This is a genomic window from Paenibacillus sp. J22P169 (genome assembly GCF_059691995.1).
Window position 1 is genome coordinate 23,387 of the sequence record NZ_JCAUAO010000005.1, and the last position, 14,724, is coordinate 38,110.

General features: G+C 45.3%; 13 protein-coding genes. 10 read left to right on the top strand and 3 right to left on the bottom strand.

Features of this window, described 5'->3' with window-relative positions:
• Positions 1 to 618: 618 nt before the first annotated feature.
• Entirely contained in the window at positions 619 to 1,419 is an 801-nt protein-coding gene (locus AC58QG_RS22655; RefSeq protein WP_497364395.1) for a helix-turn-helix domain-containing protein, read from the bottom strand.
• 188 nt (positions 1,420 to 1,607) lie between these two features.
• On the opposite strand from AC58QG_RS22655, the gene AC58QG_RS22660 reads away from it, so the two are divergent.
• The 4 genes from AC58QG_RS22660 to AC58QG_RS22675 all read left to right on the top strand — a co-directional run bounded on the left by AC58QG_RS22660 (position 1,608) and on the right by AC58QG_RS22675 (position 5,211).
• Positions 1,608 to 2,372 carry a phytanoyl-CoA dioxygenase family protein gene (locus tag AC58QG_RS22660; protein ID WP_497364396.1) on the top strand — a complete coding sequence of 255 codons (765 nt, stop codon included), beginning with the start codon at positions 1,608 to 1,610 and terminating at the stop codon, positions 2,370 to 2,372.
• A gap of 157 nt (positions 2,373 to 2,529) precedes the next feature.
• The gene (locus tag AC58QG_RS22665) at positions 2,530 to 3,576 is read left to right on the top strand and encodes an ABC transporter ATP-binding protein (protein WP_497364397.1); all 1,047 of its coding nucleotides are present in this window, start codon (positions 2,530 to 2,532) and stop codon (positions 3,574 to 3,576) included.
• Positions 3,576 to 4,385, top strand: coding sequence for an ABC transporter permease (locus AC58QG_RS22670; protein ID WP_497364398.1), 810 nt, complete (start codon positions 3,576 to 3,578; stop codon positions 4,383 to 4,385). The genes AC58QG_RS22665 and AC58QG_RS22670 overlap by 1 nt, the downstream gene beginning before the upstream one ends.
• A gap of 4 nt (positions 4,386 to 4,389) precedes the next feature.
• A complete protein-coding gene (locus AC58QG_RS22675; RefSeq protein WP_497364399.1) occupies positions 4,390 to 5,211 on the top strand; it encodes an ABC transporter permease in 822 nt (273 codons plus the stop codon).
• On the opposite strand, the gene AC58QG_RS22680 is transcribed toward AC58QG_RS22675, so the two are convergent.
• Entirely contained in the window at positions 5,165 to 5,431 is a 267-nt protein-coding gene (locus AC58QG_RS22680; protein WP_497364400.1) for a hypothetical protein, read from the bottom strand. The genes AC58QG_RS22675 and AC58QG_RS22680 overlap by 47 nt on opposite strands.
• 228 nt (positions 5,432 to 5,659) lie before the next feature.
• On the opposite strand from AC58QG_RS22680, the gene AC58QG_RS22685 reads away from it, so the two are divergent.
• Entirely contained in the window at positions 5,660 to 6,388 is a 729-nt protein-coding gene (locus AC58QG_RS22685) for a hypothetical protein (protein WP_497364401.1), read from the top strand.
• A complete protein-coding gene (locus AC58QG_RS22690; RefSeq protein WP_497364402.1) occupies positions 6,354 to 7,187 on the top strand; it encodes a hypothetical protein in 834 nt (277 codons plus the stop codon). The genes AC58QG_RS22685 and AC58QG_RS22690 overlap by 35 nt, the downstream gene beginning before the upstream one ends.
• A gap of 44 nt (positions 7,188 to 7,231) precedes the next feature.
• Here AC58QG_RS22690 and AC58QG_RS22695 read toward each other — a convergent pair whose 3' ends face one another.
• Positions 7,232 to 8,743: a sulfatase family protein gene (locus AC58QG_RS22695; protein ID WP_497364403.1), complete on the bottom strand. Its 1,512-nt coding sequence runs from the start codon at positions 8,741 to 8,743 to the stop codon at positions 7,232 to 7,234.
• A gap of 159 nt (positions 8,744 to 8,902) precedes the next feature.
• Here AC58QG_RS22695 and AC58QG_RS22700 point away from each other — a divergent pair, with 159 nt between their 5' ends.
• The 4 genes from AC58QG_RS22700 (at position 8,903) to AC58QG_RS22715 (ending at position 14,559) form a co-directional block, all read left to right on the top strand.
• Positions 8,903 to 9,745 carry an AraC family transcriptional regulator gene (locus AC58QG_RS22700; RefSeq protein WP_497364404.1) on the top strand — a complete coding sequence of 281 codons (843 nt, stop codon included), beginning with the start codon at positions 8,903 to 8,905 and terminating at the stop codon, positions 9,743 to 9,745.
• A 75-nt stretch (positions 9,746 to 9,820) separates the two neighbouring features.
• Positions 9,821 to 11,572: a cache domain-containing sensor histidine kinase gene (locus tag AC58QG_RS22705; RefSeq protein ID WP_497364405.1), complete on the top strand. Its 1,752-nt coding sequence runs from the start codon at positions 9,821 to 9,823 to the stop codon at positions 11,570 to 11,572.
• 3 nt (positions 11,573 to 11,575) lie between these two features.
• Positions 11,576 to 13,138, top strand: coding sequence for a response regulator (locus AC58QG_RS22710; RefSeq protein ID WP_497364406.1), 1,563 nt, complete (start codon positions 11,576 to 11,578; stop codon positions 13,136 to 13,138).
• Between the two features lie 95 nt (positions 13,139 to 13,233).
• A complete protein-coding gene (locus AC58QG_RS22715; protein WP_497364407.1) occupies positions 13,234 to 14,559 on the top strand; it encodes an ABC transporter substrate-binding protein in 1,326 nt (441 codons plus the stop codon).
• The last annotated feature ends 165 nt before the right edge of the window (positions 14,560 to 14,724 follow it).

The window sequence follows — 14,724 nt, forward strand, 5'->3', positions numbered from 1 at the left end:
GTTACTCAGCGGAACGCAACACTCATCTAATAGTCACTCCAGCCAGATGTAGCATCAGCGAATCCAAAGTTACTCCGAACCCAACACTCATCTAATAGTCACTCCAGCCAGCTCTAACTTCAATGAACCCCAGCTACTCAACCAATCCCAGCTACTCAGCCTACCCCAACACTCATCAATTCCAGTCAACCCGCCAAATCTAGTGGTACACATCCAATTGACATGGGAGCTCTATTCAGTGTTAACGACTGGCTACACAAGTTGGTTTTTATGAATTAGCAAATTTGGTTGTGCGACTTACAATTCGGATGAGCAGATGTTTAATGCTTCAATCGGAGTTTAACTGGAAAACCTCCATTTATTTTCACACGAAATGCCTGAAATTGTGGATTAGATGGAAAAACTACAGTTAAAATACCGGCGATCGACTGTTTCAGCGAGATCAGGCGAAATTAACTGTATTAATTCCATCTAGTTTATCGGATAGGATTAAACGAGGAGAATTAGCTGTAGTTTATACAGTTAAACGTGCCGTGCCGAACTGATCCGAACTGAACCAGACCTGACAGGGCTCGGCGGGAGGCGAGTTAGAGAAGTTGGAATGGAACAGCTTCTATATCATTCTCCCCGCCAGTTGCCATGCCGATAATCCGATGGTGTGGTGCCTGTTGAACTTTTGAACACGCGAGCAAAGTGAAACGAGTTCTTAAAGCCGCAACGCATTGCGATTTCACCAATGGCTAAACCTGTTTGCGTCAGTAATTCGTTGGCCCGCAGAATGCGATAGTTCCATACGAATTTGATCGGCGTGATCCCTTCATGCTTACGGAATAAGCGAACTAGATGCTCTGGAGAAAGTCCGACTTCATCGGCAATGCCCTCGAGCGAGAGATGATCATGGAAATGCTGCTCGATATATTTCTTCGCGTGTTGAATCGATGGATGTTTATGCTGCAAATGGTTGCTTGTCGATTCTGCAATAAATAACTGAAGAGCCGCCAGACCCAGACTGCAAAGTGTTTCTGAGTCTGTCTCATAGCGTAATCTTAAGGAAATCAGGATATCTGTTAGGCGGTTCATCTCTTCACTTATGGCATGCGTATGGGGCAATAGCGCTAACTGCTGTCGCTGATACTCAGAGAGCTCATCGACATGTACGGCAATCCAGCGATGCCACGTTTCATTTCCCTTCGCGAATAGGAACTGTTCGTGGTGTCCAGGCTTCAAAAGGATGACCTGCCCTGGCTGGACGACATGGGGAACCTCATCAATATACACGGTCATAGAGCCGGTATGCAGCAAGACTAGCTGAAGATCCGTTTGGATACGGGGGCCAAAGCGACTTCCAGGCGGGTACACAACAGTTCCGCCAAAAGCTGCCTGTACTTTAGGGAGGTGAATAGTGGGTTCTGAGGTCATATCCAAGGTCCTTTTCTATGATTTGATGAAAGAGAAAGCAAGTAAAAGTAAGTAAAAGTAAGTATCAATAATAGTGTGAATATCAATTACAGATATATTCTCGTCAATCACAGCCATGTTCGAAATGGGAGTGCGACTGTATGCTAAGTATATAGCTAGAGCTTCCATTTTGAAAGGGGATTTGTGATATGCAAAGTCAAGTGAAGGAACGACTAACACCTATTGGCGAAGAAGAATTGGCATTTTTCCATGAGCATGGGTATTATTTGCTGAAAAAAGGCTGCAGCGAAGATCTGGTTGATGCCTTTAATGGACACATCCACAGTATACGTTCAGCTGATGAGATAGCCGAATGGGCACTCCCTAGAAAAGGCAGTCAGCAAGTGACGGATAAGGATCGTTTCTCGGTGCGATTATTTAATCCGCATAAGCATGATGGCTTCTCCCGGCAAATCATGAAGCTCCCTGTTGTCCGAGGTGCTCTTGCTCAAATGATGGGTGAAGAGGCCGTATGTGTGCAAAGTATGTACTTCTATAAGGAGCCAGGCTCACCAGGACAAGCGCCTCATCAAGACTACTACTATATTAAGGATGACCCGAAGTCCATGATTGCTGCTTGGATCGCTTTGGAGGAAGTCGTGGATGAAGAAAACGGCTGTTTATGGGTGATTCCAGGCACACACAAACTTGGCTTGCTTCCGCATGGGAAAGTACAGAATCTCGAAGAGCATGAAAGCTGGACAGATGAAACCGAAGGTGTAGATTTGAGTCAAGAGATTCCCGTTATTATGGAAAAAGGGGACATTTTATTTTTCCATGAGCTGCTCATTCATTCCTCCTACAAAAATCGCAGCAAGGATCGCTGGCGCCGTTCGTATGTGTGTCACTATATTCGGAATGATTCTACCGTCTTATTCCGGGAAGATCTGCGGGTCAAATATCCGCTATACTAAGCCAGTCCACGTAGCCTGTCATCTTCGGATGATGGGTTATTTTTTTTCTTGCAGCGATTTCCTCATGAGGCAAAAAAGTAGTAACATCCACTTGGAAAACCTTGGTATAATAAATGGGATTCATTTCGGACTATCGCAACCAAAAGGAGAGAGCGCTTTGTCGTTAATTGAGGTTAAGCATTTACGGAAAACATTTGAAACCGATGTGAGACGTACGGGGCGATTTGCAACGATTCGGAGCTTAATCAAGCCCGAGAAGCGTGAGATGGTGGCTGTGGAGGATATATCTTTTTCCATCGAAAAAGGCGAGAGCGTTGCCTACTTGGGACCGAACGGCGCGGGCAAATCGACAACGATCAAAATGCTGACCGGCATCTTGGAGCCAACAAGCGGAAGTATTGAAGTGGCGGGCTTGATCCCGCACAAAAGTAGAAAGATGAGCTCGTATCAGATTGGTGTTGTATTTGGACAACGAAGTCAGCTGCTCTTTGATCTGCCAGTGAAAGATTCCTATGATTTATTGCGGTATATGTATAGCATCTCGTGGGAGCAATACCACAGAAATTTACGTGAATTTGCAGAGGTCTTGGAGGTTGAGCATTTATTAAACCGTCCAGTGAGAACGCTTTCGCTAGGACAGAGGATGCGCTGTGAAATCCTAGCGTCGTTGCTGCACGAGCCGGATATCCTCTTTCTGGATGAGCCTACAATCGGACTGGATGTTGTGGCGAAAGAGCGCATTCGTGCTTTTATCGAGAAGATCAATCGGGAAAAAGGTGTCACGCTGCTGCTCACGACACATGACATGCATGATATCGAGCGGTTGTGTCACCGGACGATGATTATTGATAAGGGCCGCCTAATTTACGATGGCAGCTTGCAGCATATTCGAGATCACTTTGCGACGGAGCGTCAAATCAAGGCAACTTTCGAAGATACAAAGCTCGCCGAAGCGGCAGCTTCGCTGTTTAAGGGCTATGATGTCATCACGCTGGTTGAAGAACGCATGCTCAAAATCTCCTATGATCAGCATCACATCGATACCTCCACATTGCTTAAGCATTTGCTAGAGAAGACACAACCGCGTGATCTAACTATGCAAGATGAGAACATCGACGCATTAATATCGCGGATTTATCGGGAGGGTCTTTCCAGTCCGTCACAAGCGTCTCATCCTGAGCGGGAAGGTATGGTCATCAGTTAATGGATACCCTGAGACGACTAGGTGGTATGTCCCGTATTGCGGTTCGACAACGCATGCAGTTTCGATTTGATTTTATGATGACACTCGTGTCAACGCTTATGTTCTGCGTGCTATATTACATGCTCTGGAAAGCGATTTATACATATGGGACGGGGCAAGTGTTACCCTGGGAGCAGCTGATTACCTATATCATGGTAGGTCAAACGATTAACTTCGCACGTTGGTCTCCCGCGGAGCGAGCACCTACTTATGCCATGGCGGTACGCGTTCGTTCGGGGGACATTGCGCTAGACCTTATCCGACCGGTGGACTTTCAGGTTCAGCGATTTGTAGAAGCAGCGGGCTTTTTTGCCGTGGAAATGGTGTGGGTGAATATTCCTGCCCTCCTCTTACTGATCTTTGGGCTTGGGATACTAACACCACCGAGTTTGGCGGCTGGGGCTGCTTTTGTGCTAAGTCTCATCATAGGTTTCTTAGTGGCATTTAGCATTAATTCAATTATTATGATGATTTCGTTTATGACCACGAATACGTTCGGTGTACAGCTGGCGAAGCGAGCGATTATGGATATTTTCGCAGGTACATTGATTCCATTCGACTTTTTTCCTAGCAGCTTACAGACGGTTCTTACTTATTTACCTTTTCAAGCTATGGCTTATATTCCACTTTCGATTTATACAGGCAGGTTGACGGGCGTACATATTGGCTACGCACTATTGGAGCAGCTTGCTTGGGCACTTGGGATGATTGTGATTAGTCGATTATTGTGGATGAAAGCGGCGAAACGACTCGCGATTAACGGGGGGTGAGAGGATGCTTGCACCGAAGAGAAGCTGGCTAAAGCAGGTTGTGTATCTCATAGGGATGTATGGTCATTTTTTAAAAGTGTATATCAAAACGTTGGTTGAATATCGTGCGGATACGATGATTGCGGTCATTGCGGGAATCGTTGCGCAGGGAAGCACGCTGATTTTTTTGACGGTCATATTCAAACGCATTCCGACGCTGGCTGGATGGGACTTCCATGAGTTGGTCTTTATGTTCGGACTTGCCGCTACGGGGCGAGCGCTGAATCAGACCTTCTTCAACGCACCGTTCCTGTTAACAGGCTACATTCGGAACGGGCGGATGGATATGATGATGGTGCGGCCTGTTGGTGTGCTTTTTCAAGCGATAGGCTATTCGCAAGAATTGAATGGCGTCGGTCAGCTGGTCACAGGCATTGCGATTATGGGATATGCAGCTTCACATTTGGATATGGCATGGACTTTCTTGAGCGTTCTTTACGTCATCATCGCATTGCTATGCAGTGCGCTCATTCAATTCTCGATCCTACTCACGATCAGTGTACTTACGTTCTGGTTTCAAGAGGTACGCTCGCTGATCTATCCAGTTACTTGGTTGTACGATTTTACAAGATATCCATTGCAAATTTTTCATCCGCTGCTCAGAGGTTTATTAACCTACATCATCCCATACTCCTTAGCCAGCTTCTATCCGGCAGCTTTTTTATTGCGGCCAGAGCAATACGGCTGGGCCGTTTGGGGCGTTCCAGCCGTAACACTCTTTGTCGTGATGGGCGCTTATTTTATATGGTCGCAGGGGTTAAGGCGTTATTCGAGTGTGGCGGGATAAACTGTTCAGTGCGACTACAGTCGATATACATCGGATACACAGTTTCCTGAATGGGAGGGGCTACTCTGCTGATAACTGTAGGCATCGTTTCGGTCATTGGTTCCTGAAAGATCGATTCAGTCTGTCTGAGGCGCTTGCTCTTCTCAAAAACATCGATGACGAGATAGTACATGATACACAGCACAATAAAACCCAATCCACAGATTTGTAAGTTTTGCATCCTAGTACGCCTCCTATGAATCATTTTTCATAGATTAACCTTTTTAGAATGCAATGTCGCTCGAAAATCGTTGTCGTTTTCTGACATATTGTCAAAAGGCTTCAAAATGTGTTCGTTCGTCTTGACAATACAAGTGAGAACCATTATCATTCGTTGTAGTGAGTCTAAATGAAAATGATTATCAGTCGGTGACGAGAGTGAACGGCATCATGAGGGGGCTAAGTCGATATGAATCATAGCGAGAACGGTATTGGCGTCGGGAACTTGCAGGTCATTGCAGATTATCAATTAGAGCGTTGGCTGCATACCCTCACTCATGAAGATCGTGGAACGGATTCCGAGGATCTGAATTGGCAGCAGCTTACCCAGTATGCAGCTTATCATGCGATCAACGCATGGTACACATTGCCGACAGCCGCTCGGACGCATCGCGTGTTAACGCGTGAGTTCGAAAAAAAGTGGACGAATAAAGTCCAAAAATTCGGAACAGATACCTTTTATAGCAAAGTTAAGCATAATGTCATCGATCAGTTGTATCACATTCTGACGATTGATGGTCGGATCGAGTGGCCGCTCCTTGTATTTGAAAGTATGGATGTGTGGGTTGAAGAGCTTGATCTGGGATTATCCATGATCGTGCAAGCGATGGAATCCTCACAGGATTCGGTTGTGATTCAGAAATTTGTCATGGAAGATAGCGCGGAATCGCTTGGACTGTTTACACATATGTCGGTTGTTTTTTGCAACAAAGCCTTCGGAGAGATCCCTGTGCAGCTTCAAGTCGTAAATCTGATGAGCGGTAAGCAGCATCGCATCGAGACGAACCATTTCACAATGGAACAATCGTTGGATTATCTCAGACTTGTGAAAGATGTGTATTTGGAAAGTCGCAGATGTACTTGCTGCAGAGAGGATGAACTTCATGGAAATAAATTCGACATGGCCATCCACCAATGAGCTGTTGTCCCTACAGTTTACAACCTTGATGGCTTCCCCAGATGGGGTGTTGTATGCGGGGACTGAAGGGCATGGTGTGGTCCAGTTCTCGCCATTACGATCATGGGAAAGTGCGTCAGCGGGATTACCTGCATGTGTTCATGTGTTCCGATTAGATTGGGTCGGCACCAAATTATTCGCTTCCACGAGCCATGGATTGTACCACTTAGAGGAAGATGTGTGGCAGCAAACGAGTGTCACTGATCCCTGTTATCGGGCAATTGGCTGGGGAGATCGATTCGTTCTAACGGAGAATGGTTTGCTTTGTGGGAATGAAGAGGAATGGCTGCCACTTGCCTATCGGGGGAAGAAAACCTATGATTTGCTAGTTACTCCTCACTTTATATTTTTAGGTTATGAGGATGGCGTTGCTTTTTACGATTTATTTACAGGGGATTGGTGCAGCATGCCGCTCACTCAGGCAGTGACCAGTTTAACTGTGTTCAACACCTTGCTAGTTGGAACAACGGAGCGTGGAGGCTTAGTTGTTGGCAATAAGAAAGGCGGCTTAACGCAGCACCAGTTTGAGGGAATGTTTTTGAATCGCTTGGTCGCGCATCGTGGAGATGTCTATGTGTGTGCAAATACGGGATTGTATAAACTGATCGAGATCAAAGGCAACATCATGCTGCATGCATTGAATGCGCAAGCCGAGGTGACGGATTTGCTGATTTGGCGAGATATGATGGTGATATCGACGCGTGGTTCAGGTATTAAATATAAGCATACCGATAAGACAGGCTTTCAAACGGTTTTGTAAGAGAAAGAAGCTCCCAGCGATTCATTCGCGGGAGCTTCTTTTGTTTAAGCATGCCAAATCCGCGGCATCGCTAACGGTTCTTTCCCCAGCTCCGCCCAAATATAAGCCAACAGCAGATTGGTTTTTAATTCTTTGAACGCTGGCTCATCCCACAGATTTCGAATCTCACCTGGATCCTCTTGGAGATCAAAAAGGTCGCCATATGTTTGATTATAGTAGACGGTTAGTTTATATCGCTGATCCACATAGGTCTTCTGGTGAATGGTAGTCTTCTCGTGGCGGAACTCACAGATGGCATGCTCTCGTACTTGCTCTGCATGACCTGTCCATACGCTGCTTTGATCGATACCTGTCATGAAGCTCGGGATCGGCAGACCCGCCATGGAGAGAAAGGTCGGGGCCAAGTCGACGAGAGACTGGATGGCGTTTGAAGTTTTGCCAGCAGGCACATGACCAGGATAACGGACTATGAAAGGGAGCTTAATCAGATCCTCATAATGGAAGCCGCCTTTATATTGCAAGCCATGCTGCCCGAAGAAGTGACCATGATCGGTTGTAAAGACAACAATAGTATTCTCCGCAAGCCCAAGCTCTTCTAGCCGGTCTAATATACGGCCAATGTGTGCATCCATGCAGCTGATCATGCCGTAGTAGGTCGCCACGAGTTGCTTGCGCTCACTTTCTGGCAGATGGGAATGCGAATGATAGCCATGTATGCCATAGCCGCTTTCTTTTAAATAGGAAAAGTCGGGATTCTCTTCCTGTGTTAAACGAAAATGTGGTGGATTCTTTTCATGCTCGCCAGGCGTGATAGCTGGGATGGTTAGCTTGTCTGGATCGTACATCGTATCCCATGGGGAAGGGACTAAATAATCGGGATGAGGATCGAAGAAGCTCGACCATAGAAAGAAGCCTTCATCGGATTGTTGGTATTGCTCCAGAAGGGCATTCGTTCTTTCTGCAATCCAGGTATTATAATGAAACTCTTCGGGAATCGCCCAATGATGCAGCTGCTCAGGGTCCATCGTTCCTGTTGGAGCTAAGAAATAGTCGCGCCAGTTGGTGAGCCCTTTCTCCTCCATCCATAGTGCATAATGTTGTCCCACATGTGCTTCATTCGTATGGTTGCGTGCTAATTCAACATGGTCAAAGCCATAGAAGGGCTGATCAAAGGCTTTCCAGAAGTCGAGGTCCTGAAGAATCGGATACGCCTCAAGAGAAGGATATTCCGCTGTGCTTTTGAGCGGTTGGAAATGAGCTTTACCAATCAATGCTGTGCGATAATCCGCTTTCTTGAAATCTTCACCAACCGTATGTCGATCTTCTAGCAGCTTCGTGCCTAGCGTCCATGCGCCATGCTGACTAGGGTATTGTCCAGTAATAATGGAGGCTCTTGTCGGTGTACAGGTAGGATTCGGACAATAGGCCCTGGTAAAGGTTGTTCCTTCTTGGACAAGTCGATCTAAGTTCGGAGTTGATAGTTCAGGATTAAAAGCGCCAATCGTATTCCAATGCTGTTGATCGCTTGTGATGAGTAGAATATTCGGTTTCTTCAATGGGATGCTCCACCTTTCATCTGCGTGTTACACACTATGATTAGTATAAAAATACGAGGGAGATAGCAACATGATCGAATGTTAGAAGTTGTCATTTTGTTGGGTTTTAATTAAGCTAGGGAGAAGAGAAGTAAAGAGGAGAAGGAGGTCTATGGTTCGATGCAAGAGTTTGAAATGGAATTTGCCGATGTCTGGTTTGCCATCCCCCACGTGTTTCAGAGTGCAAGCGGCTGTTGGATTGTACGCGCGGGTCAGAATATAGCTAAGCCTAGTTATCACATCGGCCCCAAAGTGATTGAACAGACTAGCTTTCATTGGATTCTGCAAGGCAAGGTAAGGGTGACTTCACTTGAACATACCGTCGAATTAAGTGAGGGGGATCTATTTTGCTTATTTCCTGGACGTCCTTATGTGTATGAAACGCTGCAAACGGATGACAGCATGCCCCCATTGAAAATGATTTGGCTTGCAATGGAAGGGAATCAATTGCCGATAGTAACAGCGGAGTTTGGTCTTACACCAACTAAGTATTGGTTAGATGGCATCGTGAGTAACGAAGTTGGAGAAGCACTGCGAAGTGTGATTGGTGTCATTTCGGGGGCGAAGAAAAATATGTTTCTCGAACAACGTGCGCTCAGTGACCTTTTTTATAAAATGAATCTCCAAATAAACCGTTCTTCCTCGAAAGAGAAAGAGAATTGGCTGGCACAGGTGAAGGATTTCTTCGATCTGCATTATACCGAGCATATTCGCGTTGAGGATGCAGCGCAGCATTTTGGGTATCATCGGTCGCATTTATATACGGCATTTTTGAAAAAATATGGCACCTCCCCTCAGCGTTACTTAGCCCAAAAACGCTTGGAGAAGGGGGCGGATCTCCTCAAAACAACGTCGTTGTCTGTGACAGAAATCGCCTATTCTTTGGGTTATTCTGAGCTATATGCCTTCACGCGTGCATTCACGACTTATATGGGGGTCTCACCACGGGTATATAGGGGGTAACCTTGTGTAACCGTTGACCATTATCCTACTTGATGCCATAATCGATAACAAAACGACATAGGGAGTCGGCCAGCCATGGGGTTACGTTCAGTCCTCGATACGTATCGACATATGAAAATCAAAAATAAATTATCCATTTTGATAACGATGATTATCGCGGTTTCATTGACATTTACCATCTTGATACAGCAATATGTCTTCTCGATCTACGATGGGCAAATCTATGAGAAATCGTCGCGCGTGCTTAATTTATCATCTACTGCGATAGAAACGGAGCTCAAGCGATTACAGCAGCTTTCTTATCGGATTTTGGCAGAGGAGCAGGTTCAGGAATGGTTGACTTCGCTCAAAAAAAATCCTTCGGATTATGACCGTCTGATCATTAGTCAATACTTGGTAGATCGGCTGATCAGCTATTCGGGCGAGGAACCTTATCTATACTCGATTCAAATTATGGACGCCAAAGGAAACGAGCATGAAGGTGGAAATATCCTAAGAATGGATGCGGAGAGGAAAAGGCATATTCTGGATGTCGCCGCTGAGGGTATGGGGGAAAATCGCTGGATGTACCCTGACAACAAGGATTCGGCACTAATCGCGACGAGGGAAATTCGTTCGTTTCACAAAACGAACTTTGATTTGGACTATTTAGGAACGCTTGTGATTCGAATTAATATTGAGAAACTTGTTCGCGATATTGCACCCGAAGAGGGGGATGTGATGATTGTTTCTAATGGAAACGTTATCTTCCCTAGCAATCCTTCCTTTGATTGGAGTCGGATTGCCGCGCCAATGAATAATGCAAAAGGCTATGAAATCCAGAATATTAACGGCGAAGAGTATTTCATTGCCCAAATACAGTCACTGAATACGGGTTGGACTTACTTGAATATTACGCCATTTAATCAGATTTTTGATCGTATTATTTTTATTAAAGAAATGGTCGTTTTCGTCTTTATTGCCATCTTTGTTGTCGTGATTTTAATAGGCATACGGTTCTCGTACAGCTTAACTAGGCCAATCGACGAATTGATGGTGCGGATGAAGCTGGCGGAGAAAGGGAATTTCGAAGAAGCGAATTTATTTCCACCTGGCGGCGGGCAGTTAGCAATGAATGAAATTGGGCTCTTACAGCGGAGCTTCCGATTCATGATAGAGCGGATCAACACGTTAATTCAGGAGAATTATGCCAACCGTCTTTTGATAAAAGAAACGGAATTTAAAGCTTTGCAGTCTCAAATCAATCCTCATTTTCTATATAACACATTGGAGTCGATTAATTGGATGGCGAAAGTGAATCGCCAATCCAAAATTTCTGAGATGGTGGAAGCGCTAGCGTATTTACTTCGTCACTCTGTCGATCTCAAGGAACCGATTATTACGCTCGGTGAAGAAATTGATATTGTCCGAAGTTATGTGACCATTCAGAAAATTCGCTTCGAAGAGCGACTGGTGTTCAAGCTTGATGTACCTGAAGAATTAATGAATCGCTCCATTCCCAAGCTAACGCTTCAACCTTTAATGGAAAATGCGATTCATTATGCGTTGGAGTCAACCATCGAGCCTTGTGAAATCTCGATCCGAGGCTGGAGTACCGAAGACGGGATCTTCCTTGCAGTTGAAGATACGGGACCAGGTATGCCGAAAGGTGTAATTGAAAGACTGCGTAGTGGTGAAGTGACGACGAAAGGCAAGGGCATTGGGCTCTTGAATATCGATGATCGTATTAAGCTTGCGTTCGGGGACACATACGGGATCGGGGTGGATGAGACTGTTAAGCAAGGAGCTTCGATCATTCTAAGGTTACCAAATGGACAGGAGGAATAAGGGATGTACAAAGTATTGTTAGTTGACGATGAGAGAATCATTCTAGATGGCATTTCTCGTATGGTGGATTGGGCCTCCTTACAAACGGAGCTAATCGGGACTGCGCGGAATGGGGTGGAAGCCTTCGAATTCATACAAAAGCAGGCCCCTGACATTATCATTAGTGATATTCGCATGCCTGGGATGGATGGACTTGAACTTGTGGCACGGGTGCATGAGGCTTACCCTCAGATAAGATTCGTCTTGTTGTCAGGCTTCGGCGAGTTTGATTACGCGAGCAGAGCCATGCAACATGGGGTTAAGCACTATTTGCTAAAGCCAACGAACGAAGGCAAAATTGGCGAAGCGCTGCAGGAAATCGTGGCCGAGCTTGAACAGGAAACAAATCAGGAGTCGTTCGTTCAGAACATGAAATCGGAGCTTGAGAAAGTGATGCCGCATGTAAAAGAACAATTCTTAAAGGAATTCGTGACAAATAAAACATACGGACATTGGGATTGGGACTATTTCCGCAGCTTATTTAAGCTCGATTTTGATTATCAAATTCGACTCCTCTTATTTCAGTTGGAAGGTGCCTTTGAGTTTGAGCATCTGTTTGCAATCAAGAATATTGCCCAGGAAATCCTAGAGAGTCCTCTCCTAAGTACAACAATTGGGAATCATGTCTTAATTCTTCTAGAAGAATCAGATCACATCGATCAGCTCCACGAGCGGATTTACCATATACGAGACACCTTTCAGAAGTATTATAAAATGGACGCGACAATTGCGCTTAGTGAGCCCAGCCACATTACGAAGGCAAGAGATCTGTATAAGCAATGCCTGCATCTGTTGAATTATCGCTTTTATTTGGGAGAAGGCAGTCTGATTACCCGCAAAGATACAGAAGTATCGCAAGAGGCTTCGCCGAAAGAGCTGGGTTGGGACGAGGAACGTCTCAATATGTCGGTAAGATCCGGTCACCGTGAGGAAGCGGAGTCAGCTTTGCATGACTTTATCGGCGGGTTGAAAGAAGCGCAGCTGGACATTGATGTAACGAAATCGTATGTCATTCAGCAATTTGTATCCCTTGTTCGGCAATGCGCACCCGATGAAATGAATCATTATTTCTCGCAAATTCCATTGATTGTGGAGATGCATACGCTTCAAACGATTCAAACTTTCATGGAAAATGTTGTCATTACGATGACAGAACGTTTCTATGGACTTAACAAAGTGAAGCATAGTGCGATTGTACAGAAGGTGATTGATGTAATTAATGCCCAGCTTGGGAACACGGAACTCAGCTTGAATTGGGTAGCACATGATATGTTGTATATGAATGCAGACTATCTCGGGAAATTATTCAAGAAGGAAACCGGTGAGAAGTTTTCGAATTATGTCATGAAAGCAAGAATTAATCGTGCGACAGAAATGATCGCGGAAGATACGGATATCAAAATTTTCGAGCTTGCGGAGCGACTTGGATTCGGGGACAATCCACAATATTTTAGCCAAGTATTCAAAAAATACCGAGGTTCGACACCTTCCGAGTACATGAAATCGACAGACACCTCTGCATTTTAAACAAATAGGACTGTATTTTGGATTAACCTTTCCTCTTTCTGGCGCGATAATACGAATAGAAAGAAACCGATTACAACTTTGGGGAGGAAATACAGATGAAAAAAGTTATGTTAACTGTGATCTCGGCTGCTGTCCTACTTGCAGGATGCGGTACAAGCGGATCATCAAGCACGTCAAACACAGGTTCTAGCCCAGCAACAAGTGCAGCTCCAACTACAAGTGCCAAAGCGGATCCAGTTACATTGCGTGTTGCCTGGTGGGGTGGGCAAGCGCGTCACGACTATACATTGAAAGTAATTGAGTTGTATCAGCAAAAGCATCCAAATGTGAAAATTGAGTCGGAGTATGCGGCATTCGACGATTATTGGAAAAAGCTTGCTCCGCAAGCAGCAGCGAATGGATTGCCTGACGTATTTCAAATGGACATCTCCTACCTGACACAATATGGCGGCAGAGGTCAATTGGAAGATTTGACAACATTTACAACAAACGGTGTGCTGGACGTGAAAGATATTGCTGAAAACAATCTTTCCGGTGGCAAAGTTGACGGTAAACTGGTTGCGTTAAACGCAGGCTCCAATGCCTTGGGTGCTACCGTTGATTCGCAAATGCTGAAAGACAATGGCATTGCGCCGAAGGAAGATTGGACTTTCGCTGACTTGGACGCAGTTGGCGCGACGCTGAAAGCCAAAGGTAAGATGCTCGCTGGTGATCTTCGTCATGACGTATACTTCCCGTTCTATCTAAGAAGCGTTGGTCAAAAGCTATATGCGGCAGATGGCGCTAGTCTTGGCTATTCCGATGATAAAGCGTTTGTTGACTACTACACGATGTACAAAAAGTGGTATGATTCCGGTTACTTACTGCCGCTAGATAAGCTGGCACAGAAAAAAGGAACGGCGGAAGACGACGAAATGGTTCTGGGCAATGCGGTTGCCACATTCGGTTGGTCCAACCAGTTCATTGGTTTCAATACAGCTGCGAAGCGTTCGCTGGATGTAATGAAAACACCAAGCTGGGGTCAGAACAAAGCGCTGTTCTTGAAACCAAGTATGTTCTGGTCTGTTGCGAAAAGCTCCAAAAACAAAGAAGAAGCAGCTAAATTCATCAGCTTCTTGATCAATGATATCGACGCGAACAAAATCATCATGGGTGAGCGCGGTGTACCGGTTTCCTCCAAAGTGAAAGAAGCATTGATGCCGCTATTGACTCCTGAGCAAAAGAAAGTATTTGAGTACGTAGCTTGGGCAGAGAAAAACGCTTCCCCAATGGATCCGCCAAGTCCGATTGGCTCCGTTGAAGTAGAGAAATTGTTGAAAGATACCGCTGAACAAATCATGTACAAAAAATTAACTGTTGAAGAAGGCGCAGCGAAATTCCGCAAGGACGCGAACGCAATCTTGGCTAAAAACAAAAAATAAGCTTCGCCCGGAAGCCTTCGCATGTAAATTTGCGGAGGCTTTTTTCATGTTCAAAAGCATCCTGTAAGGACGGTGTAACCGTTATTATCACTCTGTTATTTATACAAACAGAACGGTTTTTTGCCTTCTGGCAGCGAGTCAACTCTTTTATAATAAAGGTAGAGA